This window comes from Mesorhizobium sp. AD1-1 (assembly GCF_020164655.1).
Classification (GTDB): Bacteria; Pseudomonadota; Alphaproteobacteria; order Rhizobiales; family Rhizobiaceae; genus Mesorhizobium; species Mesorhizobium ciceri.
Genome location: NZ_JAIUGP010000003.1, coordinates 106,988 through 126,312 on the forward strand (window position 1 = coordinate 106,988; position 19,325 = coordinate 126,312).

General features: G+C 61.0%; 19 protein-coding genes and 1 tRNA gene. 3 read left to right on the plus strand and 17 right to left on the minus strand.

Annotation, left to right across the window (positions count from 1 at the left end):
* Positions 1–96: 96 nt before the first annotated feature.
* Entirely contained in the window at positions 97–567 is a 471-nt protein-coding gene (locus tag LB519_RS07180; protein WP_063173672.1) for a nucleoside deaminase, read from the plus strand.
* 247 nt (positions 568–814) lie between these two features.
* Here LB519_RS07180 and LB519_RS07185 read toward each other — a convergent pair.
* A tRNA-Lys gene (locus tag LB519_RS07185) sits at positions 815–890 on the minus strand.
* A gap of 255 nt (positions 891–1,145) precedes the next feature.
* Here LB519_RS07185 and LB519_RS07190 point away from each other — a divergent pair.
* Positions 1,146–1,631 (plus strand): BA14K family protein, encoded by a 486-nt coding sequence (locus LB519_RS07190; protein WP_224619265.1) that lies wholly within the window; start codon positions 1,146–1,148, stop codon positions 1,629–1,631.
* Positions 1,632–1,717: 86 nt separating this feature from the next.
* On the opposite strand, the gene LB519_RS07195 is transcribed toward LB519_RS07190, so the two are convergent.
* The 16 genes from LB519_RS07195 to LB519_RS07270 form a co-directional block, all read right to left on the minus strand.
* A complete protein-coding gene (locus LB519_RS07195) occupies positions 1,718–2,125 on the minus strand; it encodes a DUF6882 domain-containing protein (RefSeq protein ID WP_224619268.1) in 408 nt (135 codons plus the stop codon).
* A 93-nt stretch (positions 2,126–2,218) separates the two neighbouring features.
* Positions 2,219–3,709 (minus strand): glycerol kinase GlpK, encoded by a 1,491-nt coding sequence (glpK, locus tag LB519_RS07200; RefSeq protein WP_224619270.1) that lies wholly within the window; start codon positions 3,707–3,709, stop codon positions 2,219–2,221.
* 200 nt (positions 3,710–3,909) lie between these two features.
* Positions 3,910–5,637, minus strand: coding sequence for an ABC transporter substrate-binding protein (locus LB519_RS07205; RefSeq protein WP_013531807.1), 1,728 nt, complete (start codon positions 5,635–5,637; stop codon positions 3,910–3,912).
* Between the two features lie 79 nt (positions 5,638–5,716).
* On the minus strand, positions 5,717–6,004 hold the full coding sequence (locus tag LB519_RS07210) for a DUF2160 domain-containing protein (protein ID WP_013531808.1): 288 nt from the start codon (positions 6,002–6,004) through the stop codon (positions 5,717–5,719).
* Positions 6,005–6,006: 2 nt separating this feature from the next.
* Positions 6,007–6,921, minus strand: coding sequence for a carbohydrate ABC transporter permease (locus LB519_RS07215; RefSeq protein WP_013531809.1), 915 nt, complete (start codon positions 6,919–6,921; stop codon positions 6,007–6,009).
* A 1-nt stretch (position 6,922) separates the two neighbouring features.
* A complete protein-coding gene (locus LB519_RS07220) occupies positions 6,923–7,789 on the minus strand; it encodes a carbohydrate ABC transporter permease (RefSeq protein WP_013531810.1) in 867 nt (288 codons plus the stop codon).
* Positions 7,790–8,857, minus strand: coding sequence for an ABC transporter ATP-binding protein (locus tag LB519_RS07225; protein WP_013531811.1), 1,068 nt, complete (start codon positions 8,855–8,857; stop codon positions 7,790–7,792).
* Positions 8,858–8,867: 10 nt separating this feature from the next.
* Positions 8,868–9,947, minus strand: a complete 1,080-nt coding sequence (locus LB519_RS07230; RefSeq protein WP_024503497.1) for an ABC transporter ATP-binding protein — start codon at positions 9,945–9,947, stop codon at positions 8,868–8,870.
* Positions 9,948–9,989: 42 nt separating this feature from the next.
* Complete coding sequence (gene glpD / locus LB519_RS07235; RefSeq protein ID WP_224619272.1) at positions 9,990–11,516, minus strand: glycerol-3-phosphate dehydrogenase; 1,527 nt, start codon at positions 11,514–11,516, stop codon at positions 9,990–9,992.
* Positions 11,517–11,642: 126 nt separating this feature from the next.
* A complete protein-coding gene (locus LB519_RS07240; protein WP_013531814.1) occupies positions 11,643–12,410 on the minus strand; it encodes a DeoR/GlpR family DNA-binding transcription regulator in 768 nt (255 codons plus the stop codon).
* 78 nt (positions 12,411–12,488) lie between these two features.
* On the minus strand, positions 12,489–13,898 hold the full coding sequence (locus LB519_RS07245; protein WP_224619274.1) for a pyridoxal phosphate-dependent decarboxylase family protein: 1,410 nt from the start codon (positions 13,896–13,898) through the stop codon (positions 12,489–12,491).
* A 100-nt stretch (positions 13,899–13,998) separates the two neighbouring features.
* A complete protein-coding gene (locus LB519_RS07250; protein WP_027161528.1) occupies positions 13,999–14,730 on the minus strand; it encodes a peptidase in 732 nt (243 codons plus the stop codon).
* 133 nt (positions 14,731–14,863) lie between these two features.
* On the minus strand, positions 14,864–15,658 hold the full coding sequence (locus LB519_RS07255; protein WP_063172085.1) for a transglutaminase domain-containing protein: 795 nt from the start codon (positions 15,656–15,658) through the stop codon (positions 14,864–14,866).
* Positions 15,659–15,743: 85 nt separating this feature from the next.
* The gene (locus LB519_RS07260; RefSeq protein ID WP_024503501.1) at positions 15,744–16,685 is read right to left on the minus strand and encodes an alpha-E domain-containing protein; all 942 of its coding nucleotides are present in this window, start codon (positions 16,683–16,685) and stop codon (positions 15,744–15,746) included.
* A 132-nt stretch (positions 16,686–16,817) separates the two neighbouring features.
* The gene (locus tag LB519_RS07265; protein WP_024503502.1) at positions 16,818–18,230 is read right to left on the minus strand and encodes a circularly permuted type 2 ATP-grasp protein; all 1,413 of its coding nucleotides are present in this window, start codon (positions 18,228–18,230) and stop codon (positions 16,818–16,820) included.
* 171 nt (positions 18,231–18,401) lie between these two features.
* Entirely contained in the window at positions 18,402–18,638 is a 237-nt protein-coding gene (locus LB519_RS07270) for an Lrp/AsnC family transcriptional regulator (protein ID WP_010909609.1), read from the minus strand.
* A gap of 265 nt (positions 18,639–18,903) precedes the next feature.
* On the opposite strand from LB519_RS07270, the gene LB519_RS07275 reads away from it, so the two are divergent.
* Entirely contained in the window at positions 18,904–19,323 is a 420-nt protein-coding gene (locus LB519_RS07275) for a DUF4864 domain-containing protein (protein ID WP_063167942.1), read from the plus strand.
* Positions 19,324–19,325 lie beyond the last annotated feature (2 nt).

Below are 19,325 nucleotides of genomic sequence, written 5' to 3' on the forward strand. Positions count from 1 at the left end.
AAGCCACGGTTCGCTCTTGCCACTCGCATCGCTTGGCAGCAATCTCGGATCAAAGAGCCGCTCATCGGGTGGATGTCAGCGTCCCGGGGTTTTGCCATGACACGCGATCAGATGCTCGCCCACCTTCGATCCGCCGACGCGGTCGCGCGCGAGGCGGCGGCACATGGGCATCATCCCTTTGGTTGCGTTCTGGTCGGGCCGGATGACCGCGTGCTGATGCGGCAGGGCAATCTCGACACGGTGCGCCATGCCGAGACGGAGCTCGCCCGGCGCGCCGCGGCTGCCTACGAGCCGGAGTTCCTGTGGCAATGCACGCTGGTCTCAACCTTCGAGCCGTGCGCGATGTGCGCCGGCACGATGTATTGGGCCAATATCGGGCGGCTGGTTTACGGGGTCGAGGAGACCGAGCTCCTGGCGCTCACCGGGGATCACGCGGAGAATCCGACGATGAGCCTCTCTTCGCGCACCGTCCTCGGCTCCGGCCAGAAAAAGATCGAGGTCTTTGGCCCCTTCCCCGACATCGCCGACGAGATGCTCGCACCGCACCGCGATTTCTGGAAGCGCTGACGGCTTCGTCCCGGTTGGTAAGGTCGATCAATGGCAGCAGTGACTGTCGGATCGCGGTGGGAGTCGCCGCCGCCGTTCAACAAAATCAAAGACTTGTAGAATCAACGATCCAAGTGGGACGATCTTGTCATGCGTTGCCCGTGGCGAGATCCTTGAGAAGGGCGTGCAGGCCGTGAAAACTCGCACAGTCGCTGCTTTTTTCAAAGACTTAAAGATCCTAAGTGGCTGATATTTAACGCTAAAACAATGGTGAGCGCGATGGGATTCGAACCCATGACCTACTGATTAAAAGTCAGTTGCTCTACCGGCTGAGCTACGCGCTCCCGCGGGCGAAAGGCGGCCCTCGAAATTGCGCGGAACATAGGGAGAGTGCCTCGACCGGTCAACCGGAAAAAGAGGTCTCGCAACACGGGCGGCTTCGCCCTGTCGCGGCACTTGTCCCACGCGCTGTCGGGGGAGAACGGCCAAGGAACGCTGCCATTTATGCCTGACGGTGGCATCCAGTCTGGGGAACAATTGTATGCGCCGCTCGTTTTTCGGGCACAGGGACGTCCGCCAAACCATCGAGGAGAAGACCAATGAACAGAATCACAACGAGCCTGCTGGCGACCGCTCTCTCCGCCACATTCGTTGCGGCGGAGGCGGTGTCGGTTAATGCCCAACCGAACTATGTGCCGCAGTCCCAGGTCGCGGTGCCGGATGTACAGACAGTCCAGTACCGGGAGTGGCGCAAGGACCGCTACAATCGCAATTTTTCGCGTGACCGCAGTTTTTCGCGTGACCGCAGTTTTTCCCGCAATCGCGGCGCGTATTGGAACGGCCATCGGGGCTATCGTGAATATCGCCCCGGCTACCGTCGTCACGGCGATTATTGGTTCCCGCTTGCGGCCTTCGCTACCGGCGCGCTGATTACCGGGGCAATCATCAACAATGAAAACAACCGCGTCTACGGGGGCAACGCCCACGTCCAGTGGTGCTACGACCACTATCGCAGCTACCGTGCTTCGGACAACACGTTCCAGCCGAATTACGGCCCTCGCAGGGAGTGCCGTTCGCCTTACTGATCCGAAGTGTGAGTACCGAGTAAAAATGGCCTGCGCCGGCAACAGCGCGGGCCATTTTTCGACGTGCCCAGGCGCGAGAGTGCTGGTCAGTTCGCCGAGCTGATACTTTTGAAAATCAAATAGAGCGCTCCACCCTCACCACGCGGTGAGCGATACGCACCGAGAGCATGGCAAATTCGAACCATTGTTCCCGTCAATTCCCAACCCAGCGCTTCCAGGTCATTGCCGGCGTTGGGCACATAGGCCTGGGCCAACTCATCTATGCTGTTCTTCTCGCCGAAGGAGCGAACCAGCTTGGCGTCGCTGAGAAGCTCGCTGGGCAAATTCGAATTTGCCCAAGCCCACAGCCAATTGCTGGCCTTGGCGCTCGTGGAGCCTGCAATCTGGATCTCAGTGACGATCTTGACGCCTCCTTCATCCGAGAACAGAAGCTTTCCGGCCGTGAGGTCATAGTCATAGCGTGACCAACTGCCGAGGCGAAAATCTCTATGCAAGCGGTCATTCTTGGCATGCAGTTGCTCAACGGCCGTCGCGCCAAGCAGGATACCAGTCTGGCTTCATTCTCCCCTCACCCTGATGGCTGCTCACTACACGCTCAGCGTCCGGCGCACGGCATCGCGCCAACCAGCAAGTTTGGCTGCGCGCGCGGAGCCATCCATGGCCGGCTGGAACCTCCGCTCGAGCGCCCAGCTCTTCGCGAATTTCTTGGCATCCGGCCACACGCCTGCCTTCGACCCGGCGAGCCACGCGGCACCCAGCGCCGTCGTCTCCAGGATGGTCGGACGGTCGACCGGCGCGTCGAGGATGTCGGCCAGCCTCTGCATGGTCCAGTCCGACGCAACCATGCCGCCGTCGACCCGCAGCACGGTCTTGGCCGAAGCTCCCTTCCAGTCCTTACGCATGGCGTCGAGCAGGTCGCGCGTCTGGTAGGCGACGGATTCGAGTGCGGCGCGGGCGAATTCCGCCGGCCCGGAATTGCGCGTCAGCCCGAAAATGGCGCCGCGTGCCTCGGCGTCCCAATGCGGCGCGCCGAGCCCGACGAAGGCCGGCACCAGGTAGACGTTTTGCGTTGGATCAGCCTCGGCAGCCAGCTTGCCGCTTTGCTCGGCCTTGCCGATCACCTTGATGCCGTCGCGCAGCCATTGGACCGCGGCGCCGGCAATGAAGATCGAGCCCTCCAGCGCATAAGTGGTCTTGCCGTTCAGCCTGTAGGCAATAGTGGTCAAGAGCCGGTTCTTCGAACGCACAAGGTCGCTGCCGGTGTTGAGCAGCGCAAAGCAGCCCGTGCCGTAGGTGGATTTCATCATGCCCGGCTCGAAACAGGCCTGGCCGATGGTCGCCGCGTGCTGGTCGCCGGCAACGCCAAGGATTCTTATCTCGGCGCCGAAGAGATTTTTCTCCGTGATTCCATAGTCATCGGCGCAGTCTTTTACCTCGGGTAGCATTTTTGCCGGGATGTTCAGTATCGACAGCAGTTCGTCGTCCCAGGCATTCTCAGCGATGTTGTAAACCAGCGTGCGCGCGGCGTTGGTTGCGTCCGTGGCGTGGACCTTGCCGCCGGTCAGCCGCCAGATCAGAAAGCTGTCGATGGTGCCGGCGAGCAACTCGCCCTTCTCGGCACGACGCCGCGCCCCTTTTACCTTGTCCAGCATCCAGGCGATCTTGGTACCGGAAAAATACGGATCAAGCAGCAGGCCGGTTTTTTTGGTGAACTTTTTCTCCAGTCCCTGCTTCTTCAGTTTCTGGCACAGCGGCGTGGTGCGCCGGTCCTGCCAGACAATGGCATTGTGGATAGGCTTGCCGGTCGCCTTGTCCCAGATGACGACGGTTTCGCGCTGATTGGTGATGCCGAGCGCGGCCACTTCGGATGCACTCCGGCCGGCCTTCTTCAGCGCCGCCTTCACGGTCGTCACCACGCTCGCCCAGATATCTTCGGGATCGTGCTCGACCCAGCCGGAGGCCGGATAGTGCTGGATGAATTCCCTCTGCCCGCTGCCGGCGACCTTCATATCGCCGTCGAACAGGATCGCCCGGGTCGAAGTCGTGCCCTGGTCGATGGCAAGGATGTATCCGGTCATTCTGCTTCCCCGCTTAATGCATGTCGCCCAAAGGTGACCTCGGTTTTGGGAGAACGACATGCACAAAAACAAAGACCTAAAGCGCGTTGCATGAATCCGTCTCAACGCGACGCGCTTTAGTCTTTTACACAAACAGGGGAGACGGCAAGATGCCGCCTCCCCCTATTCTCATGATGCTGGCGCGAGCGCCGACACCAAGGCTACTTCTGCCAGCTCTTCACCAGTTCGTCGTAGTTGATGGTGATCGGCTTTTCCTTCTCGTTCTCGATCTTCAGCTGAGGAGCGAGATTGCCCTTCTTGACCGCGTCGGCGTTCCAGTAGGCGAGGTCATGCTCTTCGGCCATCTTCGGGCCGATATCGCCCTGGACGCCCGACTTCTCGATGCGGCTCATGACCTTTTCCTGTTCGCCGCAGAGCGAGTCCATCGCTTCCTGCGCGGTCTTGGCGCCCGACGACGCATCGCCGATCGCCTGCCACCAGAGCTGTGCCAGCTTCGGATAGTCAGGCACGTTGGTGCCGGTCGGCGACCACTGAACGCGGGCCGGCGAACGGTAGAACTCGATCAGGCCGCCGAGCTTCGGAGCCCGCTCGGTGAAGCTCTTGTCGTGGATCGTGCTCTCGCGGATGAAGGTCAAGCCGACATGGCTCTTCTTCACGTCGACTGTCTTCGAGGTGACGAACTGCGCGTAGAGCCAGGCGGCCTTGGCGCGGTCGGTCGGGGTCGACTTCATCAGCGTCCAGGAGCCGACGTCCTGATAGCCGAGCTTCATGCCGTCCTTCCAGTAGACGCCATGCGGCGACGGCGCCATGCGCCACTTGGGCGTACCGTCGTCGTTCAGCACCGCCTTGGCGCCGGCATCGACCATCGAAGCGGTGAAGGCGGTGTACCAGAAGATCTGCTGGGCAACCGCGCCCTGCGCCGGAACCGGGCCGGATTCGGAGAAGGTCATGCCCTGGGCTTCCGCCGGAGCGTAGGCCTTCAGCCAGTCGAGGTATTTCTGGATCGAGTAGACGGCGGCCGGGCCATTGGTGTCGCCCCCGCGCGCCGTGCAGGAGCCGACCGGACGCGAATTCTCGTCGACCTTGATGCCCCACTCATCGACAGGCAGACCGTTCGGCAGGCCCTTGTCGCCATTGCCGGCCATCGACAGCCAGGCGTCGGTGAACCGCCAGCCGAGCGACGGGTCCTTCTTGCCGTAGTCCATGTGGCCATAGACCTTCTTGCCGTCGATCTCGCGGCCGGTGAAGAACTCGGCGATGTCCTCATAGGCAGACCAGTTGACGGGAACGCCAAGGTCGTAGCCGTACTTGGCCTTGAAGTCCGCCTTGTTCTTCTCGTCGTTGAACCAGTCGTAACGGAACCAGTAGAGGTTCGCGAACTGCTGGTCGGGAAGCTGGTAGAGCTTCTTGTCCGGAGCGGTCGTGAACGAGGTGCCGATAAAATCCTTCAGGTCGAGGTTCGGGTTGGTGACATCCTTGCCCTCGCCCGCCATCCAGTCGGTCAGGTTGCGCACCTGCTGGTAGCGCCAGTGGGTGCCGATCAGGTCGGAATCGTTGACCCAGCCGTCATAAAGGTTCTGGCCCGTCTGCATCTGGGTCTGGATCTTCTCGACGACGTCGCCTTCCTGGATGACGTCATGCGTGATCTTGATGCCGGTGATGGCGGTAAAGGCCGGCGCCAGCACCTGCGATTCATACTGGTGCGTGGCGATGGTTTCCGAAACGACCTTGATGTCCATGCCGGCGAAAGGCTTCGCGGCATCGATGAACCACTGCATTTCGGCTTCCTGGCCAGCGCGGTCGAGCGTCGAGAGCGGGCCGATTTCCTTGTCCAGGAAAGCCTTTGCCTCGTCCATCCCGGCATAGGCATTGCCCACGCCCAGCAACAGGACAAGGGCCGTCGTTGATGTTAAAAATTGCCTTCGCATGTGTTTCCTCCACAGTTTTAAGGTTCAAGTGCGATCTGGAGCGGCCGCCGGCACGCGGTCGCTCCAACAGTTTCCCCCTCTATACGTAGCGGAACACGCCAATGGCGTAGACCACGGAGAGAGCGAGAGCCCACCACAGGTTGGATCCGACAAGACCCAACCAAGCGAGATGGATAAAGGCGCTGCCAAGCAGCGACAGGAAAAGACGGTCGCCGCGCGTTGTCTCGAAGCGCAGCACGCCGACGCGCGGATTGCCGCCCGGCGAAGCGTATTCCCAAGCCGCCATGCCGCACAGCAGCAGAAGGATGGTCCCGAAAAAGGCCGCCGTCGGCCACGTCCACGCCATCCAGGTGAGGTCGAAATTCATCGTCAAACCCTCCCCAGGGCGAAGCCCTTGGCGATATAATTGCGCACAAACCAGATGACGAGCGCGCCGGGGATCAACGTCAGCACGCCGGCGGCGGCGAGCAGGCCCCAGTCCATGCCAGCGGCCGAAACCGTGCGGGTCATGGTGGCGGCGATCGGCTTGGCGTCGGTGGTGGTCAGCGTACGGGCGATAAGCAGTTCCACCCACGAGAACATGAAGCAGAAGAAGCAGGCCACGCCGATGCCGCTGGCGATCAGGGGCATGAAGATTCTGACGAAGAAGCGCGGGAACGAATAGCCGTCGATATAGGCGGTTTCGTCGATTTCCTTCGGCACACCCGACATGAAGCCTTCGAGGATCCACACCGCCAGCGGCACGTTGAACAGGCAGTGCGCCAGCGCCACCGCAATGTGCGTGTCGATCAGGCCGAAGGCCGAATAGAGCTGGAAGAACGGCAGCGCGAACACCGCCGGCGGCGCCATGCGGTTGGTCAGCAGCCAAAAGAACAGGTGCTTGTCGCCGAGGAAGCGGTAGCGCGAGAAGGCGTAGGCTGCCGGCAGCGCGGCAGCCACCGAAATCACCATATTCATCACCACATAGGTGATCGAGTTGATGTAGCCCGAGTACCAGGAGGCGTCGGTGAAGATGGTGACGTAGTTGGCGAGCGTCGGCTGGTGCGGATAGAGCGTCAGCGAGGAGACGATCTCGGCATTGGTCTTGAAGCTCATGTTGATGAGCCAGTAGATCGGCAGCAAAAGCACGACGATGTAGATCGTCGGCACGATCCACCACCAGCGCGATTCCTCGCCGCGTTTGCGCATCAGCCGGGCGACCTGATCCTGCGAGAGTGTGCTCGCCAGTTTGCCCGCTGCTGTGGTCTCGCTCACTCTATCGGCTCTTTCGTTGGCGCCGGTCATCTCAGCGCTCCGCGTCGTAGTTGGTCATCACGGTGTAGAAGACCCATGACAGCAGAAGGACGATGAGGAAGTAGACCAGCGACATGGCTGCGGCCGGACCGAGGTCGAACTGGCCGAGCGCGGTCTTGACGAGGTCGATCGACAGGAATGTCGTCGAGTTGCCGGGACCGCCGCCCGTCACCACGAAGGGTTCGGTATAGATCATGAATGAGTCCATGAAGCGAAGCAGCACGGCGATCAGCAGCACCCTGTTCATCTTCGGCAGCTGGATGTAGCGGAACACCGCCCAGCGCGAGGCGCCATCGATCTTGGCCGCCTGATAGAAGGCATCCGGAATGGAGACCAGGCCGGCATAGCAGAGCAGCACGACGAGGCTGGTCCAGTGCCAGACATCCATGATGATGACGGTGACCCAGGCATCGAACGGGTCCTGCACATAGTTGTAGTCGATGCCGAGCGCGTTGACGTAGTAGCCGAGCAGGCCGATGTCGTTGCGGCCGAAGACCTGCCAGATGGTGCCGACGACGTTCCACGGAATCAGCAGCGGCAGCGCCATGAGCACCAGGCAGACCGGCACGCCCCAGCCCTTTTTCGGCATGTTGAGCGCGATGAAGATGCCGAGCGGCACTTCGATCGCCAGGATGATGAAGGAGAAGATCAGGTTGCGGACCATCGCTTCCCAGAAGCGGCTGGAAGACAGCAGTTCCTCGAACCACTCGGTGCCGGCCCAGAAGAAGACGTTGTTGCCGAACGTGTCCTGCACCGAATAGTTGACGACGGTCATCAGCGGGATGACCGCCGAGAACGCCACCAGCACCAGCACCGGCAGCACCAGGAACCAGGCCTTGTTGTTCCAGGTCTTTTCCATCTATGCCCCCATCTCGACGCGCCAGGAATCGGCATAGATGTTGATGCCGGCCGGCTCGAACCGCACCTTCGGATCGGCCGGCACGGTCTCGTCCTCGCCGATGACGGCCGCAATCTCGCGGCCTTCGAGCTTGGCGCGGACCACCTTGTGGCGGCCGAGATCCTCGACCTTGCTCACCTGCACGGCCATGCCGTCGCGGCCAAGCCGGACATATTCGGGACGGATGCCGAGTTCGATGGCGCCGCTGCCCGCTTTTGGCGCGCCCGGCAGTTCGATGCGCTGCGAGCCGAGCGTCGCCGTCTTGCCGTCGATGGCCACCGGCATGACGTTCATGCCGGGCGAGCCGATGAAATAACCGACAAAGGTATGGCGTGGCCGTTCGAACAGTTCGGCCGGCGTGCCGATCTGGACGATGCCGCCGTCATACATGACCACGACCTGGTCGGCGAAGGTCAGCGCCTCGGTCTGGTCGTGGGTCACATAGACCATGGTGTAGCCGAAGCGGCGGTGCAGCTGCTTCAGCTGCGAGCGCAGCACCCATTTCATATGCGGGTCGATGACGGTCAGCGGCTCGTCGAACAGGATGGCGTTGACGTCGGAGCGCACCAGCCCGCGGCCGAGCGAGATCTTCTGCTTCTGGTCGGCGGTCAGGCCCCTCGCCTTCTTCTTCGCCCAGGACGCCAGGTCGATCATCTCCAGCGTCTCGCGCACCTTGCGGTCGACATCGGCTTCCGGCACGCCGCGATTGCGCAGCGGGAAGGCCAGATTGTCGTAGACGGTCATGGTGTCGTAGATGACCGGGAACTGGAACACCTGCGCGATATTGCGCTCCTGCGTCGACAAATTGGTCACGTCCTTGCCGTTGAACAGCAACTGACCGTGCGACGGGTGCAGCAATCCCGAAATGATGTTGAGCAGCGTGGTCTTGCCGCAGCCCGATGGCCCGAGCAGCGCATAGGCGCCGCCGTCCTCGAAGGTGTGGTGCACTTCCCTGAGCGCGAAATCGGCATCCTTCCGAGGGTTCGGCAGATAGGAATGCCTGACATGGTTGACGTCTATGCGTGCCATATCTTTCCCCTCAAGCCGCCAGCTTCGGCGCGGCCACGGCACGGCCGTGCTCGTCGAAGACCATGATGTGGCGCGGATCGATGAACACCTCGATCTCGGCGTCGGGTTCGAAGTCGCGGATGCCGTGGCTCAGCATCACCCAGCGCGCGTCCGCGAAATCGAGATGGATGAAGCTTTCCGAGCCGGTGATCTCGGTGATCGTCACCTTGGCGCGCACCGGCACAGCGGCGGCATTGGGCCGATCGAGCGACAGGTGATGCGGCTGAAAACCGACCGTGTACATGGCATCGGCAATGCCGGCGAGATCGGCGGGCACCGGCAGTTTGACCCCACCTTCGAGCAGGAAATCCCCACCTTTCTTGGCCAGCACGATGGTGTTGAGCGGCGGGTCGGCGAAAGTCTTGGCCGTCACCAGATCGACCGGTTTGCGGAACACGTCGATGGTCGGTCCGAACTGGGTGATGCGCCCTTCGGAAAGCGTCGCCGTGTTGCCGCCGAGCAGCAGCGCTTCGTGCGGCTCGGTCGTGGCGTAGACGAAGATGGTGCCGGCGGCGGCGAAGATCCTGGGCAATTCGGCGCGCAGTTCCTCGCGCAATTTGTAGTCGAGATTGGCGAGCGGTTCGTCGAGCAGCACCAGGCTGGCGTTCTTGACGATGGCGCGCGCCAGTGCGGTGCGCTGCTGCTGGCCACCGGACAGGCTCAGCGGCGTGCGGTCGAGATAGGGCGTCAGCTTGAGAAGTGCTGCGGCATGGCGCACTTCCTTGTCGATCTTCGCCTGATCGGTTCCCGCCACCCTGAGCGGCGAGGCGATGTTCTCATAGACGGTCATCGCCGGATAGTTGATGAACTGCTGGTAGACCATGGCGATCTTGCGCTTCTGCACCGGCACGCCGGTGACATTCTGGCCGTCGAACCAGATCGAACCGGAGGTCGGCACGTCGAGGCCGGCCATCAGCCGCATCAGGCTGGTCTTGCCCGAAAGCGTCGGTCCGAGCAGGACATTGAGCGAGCCGTGCTGGAGCGTCAGCGACACATCGCTTATATGCGCGACAGCGCCGACCGTCTTGGTGACGTTTCTCAGTTCCAGCATGACGCCTCCTCCCAGGCCTTCCGCATCAGCTCAAACCCCTCTTCATTCGGCAGCCGCGACATGGCGCCGGCTTATGCCGTGCATGAATTCATCGAGAGCCGCCACCTGCTCGCGGCTGAGATGCAGACCGCGCTTGGTACGGCGCCACAATACATCTTCCGATGTGACGGCCCATTCGTTTTGAACGAGATAGCGCACCTCGGCCTCGTAGAGATCGGCGCCGAAGTTGCGGCCGAGATCGACGTTCGATTTGGCCAGCCCCAGCAGCATCCTTGCGCGGGTGCCATAGAGCCGGGTCAGCCGGCGAGCCAGGCGCGCGTCGAGGAACGGATAGGCAGTCTTCAGTTTCGCCACTTCGGCATCGAAACCGGTGGCCGGGAAATCGCCGCCCGGCAACGGCGCGTTTGCCGTCCACGGCTTGCCGCGTTTACCCAGAAAACCCTCGATCTTTTCCAGCATCGATTCCGACAGCCGGCGATAGGTGGTGATCTTGCCGCCGAAGGCGTTGACGATCGGGGCGGCACCCTCGCCGCCATCGGCCTTGAGCACATAGTCGCGCGTCGCTTCCTGCGCCTTGGAGGCTCCGTCATCATAGAGCGGACGGACGGCGGAATAGGTCCAGACGATGTCCGAGCGCTTGACGGCTTCAGCGAAATATTCGCTTGCTGCGGCGCAGAGATAGTCGATCTCGGTGTCGCTGATCCTCACGTCATGCGGATCACCGGGATAATCCTGGTCCGTGGTGCCGATCAGGGTGAACTCTTCCTCATAGGGAATGGCGAAGATGATGCGACCATCCCTGTTCTGGAAGAAATAGGCGCGCGGATCGTCGAATTTCCTGGCGATGACGATGTGGCTGCCCTGCACGAGGCGGACATTGTGCACATCGTTGAGGCCGACGACGCCGGAAAGCACATGATCGACCCAGGGTCCAGCGGCATTGACCAGCAGGCGCGCCTTGATCTCCTCGGTCTCGCCGGTCTGCAGATCCTCGACCTGGACCGTCCACAGACTGTTTTCGCGGCGCGCGCCGGTCACTTTCGTGCGGGTGCGGACTGTCGCGCCGCGGTCGGCCGCATCACGTGCATTCAGCGCCACCAGCCGCGCGTCATTGACCCAGCCATCCGAGTATTCGAAGGCCTTCTTGAATAGCGGCTTCAAAGGCTTGCCGGCCGGATCCCTGGCCATGTCCAGCGTCCGGGTCGCCGGCAGCAATTTGCGCCCGCCAATGTGGTCGTAGAGGAAGAGACCGAGCCTGATCAGCCAGGCCGGGCGCAGGCCCTTGGCATAGGGCAGCACGAAGCGCATCGGCCAGATGATGTGCGGCGCGTTCTTCCACAGAACCTCGCGCTCCATCAGCGCTTCGCGCACCAAGCGGAATTCGTAGAATTCGAGGTAGCGCAGGCCGCCATGGATCAATTTGGTCGAGCCCGAGGAGGTCCCGCTGGCGAGGTCGTTCATCTCGGCGAGAAAGACGGAAAAGCCACGCCCGACGGCGTCGCGGGCGATACCGCAGCCATTGATGCCGCCGCCTATGACGAAAATGTCACGGATCGGAGATGCGTCCACAAATTCCTCCAGCGATTTCGCATTGCACCATTTTTGGGCTTTTACGAAACCGTGTCGGAATTATTTCGAAATGATAACGAATGTCAAACGAAATATCACGGGCGCGTGATATCAGCTGAAAACCGCCTAGGCGAGCGACGTCTCGATCAGCTGAACCTCGGCCTCCTGGCAGATCTTGCGCACCGAGGGGATGTCGCAGCGGTCAGTGATGAAGGTGTTGACCTGCGACAGATGGCCGATGCGCACCGGTGCGGTTCGCTCGAATTTGGTCTGGTCGGAAACCAGGATGACATGCCTTGCATTGGCGATGATCGCCTGCGCCACCTTGACCTCGCGAAAATCGAAGTCGAGCAAGGCCCCGTCATGGTCGATGGCGGATGCGCCGATCACCGCGTAATCGACCTTGAACTGCCTGATGAAATCGACCGCCGCCTCGCCGACCACACCGCCATCGGAACCGCGCACGACACCACCGGCGATCACCACTTCGATCGACGGATATATCCGCATCCTATTGGCAACATTGATGTTATTGGTGATGACCATGAGACCGTTGTGATCGAGCAACGCCTTGCTGACTGACTCGGTCGTGGTGCCGATGTTGATGAACAGCGAGGCGTTGTCGGGGATCAGCCTGGCTGCCGCACGGCCGATCGCCTCCTTCTCGTCGGCGGCAATCTTGCGTCTCGCCTCATACTCCATGTTCTCGATGCCGGAGGGGTACAGCGCGCCGCCATGGATGCGCGAGAGCAGCCGCTGGTCGCACAAATCGTTGAGGTCCTTGCGTATGGTCTGCGGCGTCACATTGAAGTGGTTGGCCAGATCATCGACCAGCACGCGGCCGTGATCCTTGGCCATCTGGATAATCTCGGCATGGCGCGGCGACAGATACATGGGCAACCTCCCGTTTTCGTTTTTCTTGTCTATAGTCGAAAACGAAACCGATGAAAAGGCAGAAGCCGGCTAACGAAATCAGCGACCCAGGCCACGTGCGATTTCAGTAATCACCACAAAAGCCGTTTCGACATCGGCGGCGGTCGCCTCGAACTGTCCGACCTGGAACCGGATTGCGATCAGTCCATCAACCTTCGTCTGCGTCAGGTAGATGCGGCCATCGTCGTTGATCGCATTGACAAGGCGCAGATTGTGCTCGTCCCCGTCGGTTGCGGTCTTGTGCCGGAACGAGAACAACGACAGCATCGGTTCGCTGACGATCTGGAAATCCGGCTCCCTTGCCAGCCGCGCCGCCAGCCCTTCGCTCCACGCGACATGGTTGCGGATCATCGTGCGCAGGCGTTCCAGGCCATGGGCGCGCAGCAGGAACCATAATTTCAACGCGCGAAATCGCCTGCCGAGCGGTACCGACCATTCGGAATAGTTGATGATGCCGTCATGACCGTGCGTCTTCAGATAATCCGGCTTGATGGCCAGCGTCCTGACATGGCTTTCAGGGTCGCGCAGGAACTGGATCGAGCAGTCGAACTGAGCGCCCAGCCATTTGTGCGGATTGAAAACGATCGAATCGGCGCCTTCGACGCCTGTCCAGAAATGCCGATATTCCGGACAGATCATCGCCGATCCCGCCCAGGCGGCATCGACATGGAGATAAAGCCCATGCCGCCGTGCCACCTCGGCAACCGCAGCAATGTCGTCGGTGCCGCCAGTGCTGGTGCCGCCGACGCAAGCGATGATGCCCGCCGGCAGCATGCCGGCTTCCCGGTCGGCGACGATTGCCGCCTCGAGCGCGGCCGTGTCCATGGCGCGAAAGCGGCCGCTGACGGGAATGCGCACGAGATTGTCCTCGCCGATACCGGACACCCAGATCGCCCGGTCGATCGACGTGTGCACCTGGTCGGAGGAGTAGATGCGCAGCCGCGCCTGCCCTGCCAGGCCCTGTTTGTTGCCTTGCCAGTCGAGTGCCCGTTCGCGCATGGTCAGCACCGCGGCCAACGTCGCCGATGAGGCTGAATCCTGGATTACGCCCGAGAAGCCTTCCGGCAGACCGAGCGCCTGGCGCATCCAGTCGACGGTGCGCGTTTCGAGTTCGGTCGCCGCCGGCGACGTCTGCCACAGCATGCATTGCGCGGCCATCGCCGAAACCAGATATTCCGCCACCACCGAAACCGGCGCCGCATTGGCCGGGAAATAGGCGAAGAAGCGCGGATGCTGCCAATGCGTCATTCCCGGCAGGATCTTCTCTTCGAAATCGGCGAAGATCCGGTCCATCGGTTCGGCGTCTTCGGGCGGCGAAACCTCGATGTTTCTGGAAACGGCGCCGGGTTCTACCAGTGGCCGCACGGGGCGGTCGCGCAGATTGTTGCGATAGTCAGCGCCCCAGTCGGCGGCGCGCCGCGACCATTGCCGGAAATCATCATTGTTCATCCTGTCCTCCCGACATGATCCATCGCTACCATCCGTCGCGGTTGGTCTCTTATTAATTAACGCGTGAAATATATGCAACCAGCAAGAGATGCCGCACGCCTCAGCCAGGGAAATCCGGCAAGCTGGCAAAAGCCGTCTTCAGCGCATTCGACCAGCCATCGGAGATCGTGCGGTAATACTGGTCGTCCTGGCCGATCCGCTTCTTCAATCCGACCTTGAAAGCGTCCTTCTCCAGGAAGAGCAGGTCGAGCGGCAAGCCGACAGACAGGTTCGACTTCAACGTCGAATCGAACGACACCAAAAGCAGCTTCACCGTCTCGGCGAGGCTCATCGTCTTTTCATAGGCGCGGATGATGATCGGCTTGCCGTATTTGGTCTCGCCTATCTGGAAGAACGGCGTGTCATCGGTCGATTCGATGAAATTGCCTTCGGGATAGATCATGAACAGGCGCGGCTCGCTGCCCTTGATCTGACCGCCGAGGATGAAGGACGCATTGAAATAGGAATCCGCCTTCTCGCCAGCGGGTGACGAATTGGCGATAACTTCCTTGACCGTGTCGCCAACAATGCGGACCGTTTGGTACATCGACGGCGTTTCGAGCAGTGTGGAATGTCTTTCGGAGACTGCCTTGGTGCGCTCGTCAAGCAGGCTGACCACGGCCTGCGTCGTCGCCAGATTGCCCGCCGACATCAAAACGATGACGCGTTCGCCCGGCTCTTCCCAGACATGCATCTTGCGAAAGGTGGAGATGGAATCCATGCCTGCATTGGTGCGCGTGTCGGACATGAACACGAGCCCGCGATCGATCTTCAGGCCAACGCAATAGGTCATGGAATCTCTTCTAGAGCAATTCCAGGAAAAGTGTGAAGCGGTTTTCCGTCCGGAATTGCGTTAAAACAAGGGGATAGAGCGGTTCGGCGTTTCCTTGAAACGATGAATCGCTCGGCAGCAATCTTGCGGAGGATTACTGCTCCACCGTGACGGTGACCGCAAGCTGTTCTTCCGCCTGTCCCAGCCGAATTCCCGACACCGGCGTGGCGTCGCGGTAATCGCGGCCCGTCGCCACCTTTACATAACGCTCGTCGGGTGAAATGCCATTGGCGGCATCGAAGGCAACCCAGCCGAGACCCGAAACATGCGCTTCGGCCCAGGCATGGCTGGCCGCCTGCTCGACCGTCGCATCCAGCATCAGATAGCCGCTGACATAGCGGGCCGGAAAGCCCATGGCACGGGCGGCGGCGGCAAAGATATGGGTATGATCCTGGCAGACCCCGGTCTTGAGCGCCAAGGCTTCCTCCGCCGGCGTCGTCGCATTGGTCGTGCCGGGCGTGTAGGCGACGCGCTCTCCGATGACAGCCATCAGCCGGTGCAGCCGTTCGATGTCGCTGCCCTTGCCAACCGATGCGGCGAGTTCGCGGATACCGCTGCCGATCACCGTCAATGGTGTCTCATGGCTGTACAGCCAGAGCGGCGTGAAGCCCTGGTGTGGCCCCGAGACGCCCGCGGTGTCGCGCGTCACCACTTCGCCCGACGCCTCCACCGTGATGAAGTCGCGCTCGCCCTCGACGCTCAACAGCCTTGTGTCGTTGCCGAAATGGTCGACAAAGCGGACCTCTTCGCGCGCGCCTTCGATCGCCAGAGCCCAGGACAGAACGGTCTGCGTCGACCCGCTGACCGGAAGCAGCCGCAGCCGCTGCAACAGATAGTGCACCGGCGTATCGTAACGGTACTCAGTTCGGTGGGTAATCTTCAGCCGCATGCTTCTGTTCCGTTTGTGAGCGCGATCTCCGGACAAACGGTTTCCGTTTGTCTAAGAAAACCGGCTCCACCTTTCGGGACCATGCTCAATTGAACCGATAATCTTGTGCGATTTCGTCGCCCAGCTTGGTGTTGTCGCGAATGAAATTGGCCAGGAATTCATGCAGCCCGGTATCGAAGATATCCTTGATCGACCCGGCTCTCAGCATTGTCTGCGTCTTCTCGGCCGTTGCGTGGCAGGCATGGCGCTCGCCGTAATCGTCGCCGAGGAATTTCAGATGCTCCGACAGGAAGCGATAGCAGAACATCAGCGAACGCGGCATGCGGACATTGAGGATCAGATAGTCGGCAATGTTGGTCGGCTTGTAATCAGCATCGTAGACCCAGCGATAGGAGCGATGCGCCGAGACCGAACGCAGGATCGATTCCCACTGATAATTGTCGAGCGTCGAGCCAACCCAGGAGATCGACGGCAGCAGCACATAATATTTCACGTCGAGGATGCGCGCCGTGTTGTCGGCGCGCTCGACGTAAGTGCCGAGTTGCGAGAAGTCGAAGATCTCGTTGCGCAGCATGGTGCCGTAGAACGAGCCGCGGATCAGCGCCGTCTCGCGCTTGATGGCGTCGAGCACGCTTGGCAGGTCGCGCTCGTCGATCGGCTTGGCCAGCATCCGCTTCAGCGCCATCCAGGCTTCGTTGATGCTTTCCCAGGTCTCGCGCGTCAGCGCGGTGCGCACCATGCGGGCATTGTTGCGGGCTGTCTCGATGGACGACATCGTGCTCGATGGGTTCGACGTGTCGCGCAACAGGAAGTCGGCGACATTGGCGGCGGTATAGTCGGAATATTTCTGGCTGAAGGTGACGTCGGAACCAGCGCTGAGCAGCACCGAATTCCACTCTTCCGAGGCGCTTTGGGTGCGGGTCAGCGCCATGCGCAGGCCGGCATCGACCAAGCGCGCCATGTTTTCCGCCCGCTCGATATAGCGGTTCATCCAATAGAGCCCGTTTGCGGTGCGGCCTAAAAGCATGAAGTGGCCCTTCGGGCTAGTGAGTAGCGAATAGTGAGTAGTGAATATTAAGCAATTGAATCTCAATGAAATATGGCATTCCTGTCCCTCTATTTCCGCTACTGACTACTGACTATTCCCTACTCACTCGTCTCAATCATCCAACACCCAAGTATCTTTCGTCCCGCCGCCCTGCGACGAGTTCACAACCAGCGAACCTTCCTTCAACGCGACGCGTGTGAGGCCCCCAGGCACGATCTGGATGCGGTCGGAGACCAGCACATAGGGCCTGAGATCGACGTGGCGCGGCGCCAGCCCTTTTTCCGTCAGGATCGGGCATGTCGACAGCGCCAGCGTCGGCTGGGCAATATAATTCGATGGCTTGGCCGCCAACTTCTTGGCGAAGGTCTCGCATTCCTTCTTGGTTGCCGCAGGCCCGACCAGCATGCCGTAGCCGCCGGAACCGTGCACTTCCTTGATCACCAGCTCGTCGATGTGTTCGAGCACGTATTTCAGGCTGTCGGGCTCCGAGCAGCGCCAGGTCGGAATGTTGCCCAGGATTGCCTTGCGACCGGTGTAGAACTCGATGATCTCGGGCATGTAGGAATAGATCGCCTTGTCGTCGGCTATGCCGGTGCCCGGCGCATTGGCGATGGTGATGTTGCCGGCGCGATAGACATCCATGATGCCGGGTATGCCGAGAGCGGAATCCGGACGGAACGTCAACGGGTCCAGGAACGAATCGTCGACGCGGCGGTAGAGCACATCGATCTGCTTGTAGCCTTCCGTCGTGCGCATCGCGACATGGCCGTCGACCACGCGCAGGTCCTGGCCTTCGACCAACTGCACGCCCATCTGGTCGGCAAGGAAGGCGTGTTCGAAATAGGCGGAATTGAAGCTGCCGGGCGTCAGCACCGCAATGGTCGGCGCACCTTTGGTGCTTTGCGGCCGCACCGCCGCCAGCGACTGGCGCAGAAGCTGCGGGTAGTTTTCCACCGGCCGCACCTTGATCTTCTGGAACAGCTCGGGGAACAGCTGCATCATCGTCTCGCGGTTCTCCAGCATGTAGGAGACGCCGGACGGCGTGCGCGCATTGTCCTCCAGCACGTAGAACTCGTCCTCCGAGATGCGGACGATGTCGACGCCGATGATGTGGGTATAGACGCCGGCCGGCGGCCTGACCCCGATCATCTCCGGCAGGAATGCCTCATTCCTGGCGATCAATTCCCTGGGGACGCGCCCTGCCCGCAGGATTTCCTGGCGATGATAGATGTCGTCGAGGAAGGCGTTCAGCGCCTGCACGCGCTGCTCGATGCCCTGCGTGAGGCGCCGCCATTCATTGCCTGAAATGATGCGGGGAACGATGTCGAACGGGATCAGCCGCTCGGAGGCTTCTTGCTCACCATAGACGGCGAAGGTGATGCCGGTCTTGCGGAAGACGCGCTCAGCGTCCTGCATCTTCTCGGTCAGCCTGGCTGGATCCTGCTCCTTCAGCCAGCGATCATACGCCGAATACGGTCTTCTCAATCCGGAGACTTCCGGAAGCATTTCATCGAACGCTGCCAATCGCATACTCCCCTGTGACGCCATTTCACTGGCGTCGCCGGAGAAAATCAAGCGCAATCGGTGATTTGGGAGATACGGGCGATCAGTATGTTGCGCCTGCCTAAAATTGAGGCAACTGAAATATGACCTTGATCAGCCTTTGCCTCGTGCCCGGGCAAATGCGTTTACCGGCTAGAAAGCACGGAACGTGACGACGGTGAACGTGTCCTTGATGCCGGGGAGAATCTGCACCTTTTCGTTGACGAAATGGCCGACGTCTTCCTCGTCGTCGACATAGAATTTGGCGAGCAGATCGTAGTTGCCGGCGGTGGAGTAGATTTCCGAGGCGATCTCGGCATCGGCAAGCGCGCTGGCAACCTCATAGGATTTGCCGAGCTCGCATTTGATCTGCACGAAAAACGCCTTCATGGCTTCGTCCCGCTAAACGTCCAAGTCCAGCGGCCCTTCTGGCAGACTGGAGGCGGGCTTTCAAGCGCTGGAATCCGTACTCTGCCGGCCCAGGCCTGGGCTGCGACCTGCCGCAGCTCTCCGCCAGCATGCAAACCTGCCGCCGATCGCCAGCGATTATTCGCGATCGCTGAAACCGCGATGCGCTGCCAAGCGTATGTTATGATGCGTCTTCGGACAGCACCATTTCAAGGGAAGATGTTTCGCGGGACAACGGAGACAGGCCATGCGCCGCGCCTTTTTCGCATTCGCAGTCGTTCCATTCCTCTGCGTGTCGTCGGCATTGGCCGGCGATGCCGAGATCAAGGCAGGCCAGTCCGTCATCGACGGTCAGCTAAAGGCCCTCATCGCCAATGACGGCGCCACCGCCTACAGCTTCGCCGCCCCGAATGTGAAGCGGATCTTCCCGACCGTCGATGCCTTCATGAACATGGTGACCAACGGCTATCCGCCGGTGCGCAAGCCGCAGACTTATTCCTTCGGCAAGGTCGAGGAGACCGGTCCGGGTTCGATCGTCCAGCAGGTGCTGATCGTCGGCCCCGATGGCAAGGATTACGAGGCGGTCTATACGCTGCAGCAGCAGCCCGACGGCACGTTCCAGATCACCGGCTGCAGCCTGCGCGCCTCGAATTCGCTCAGCACTTGAGG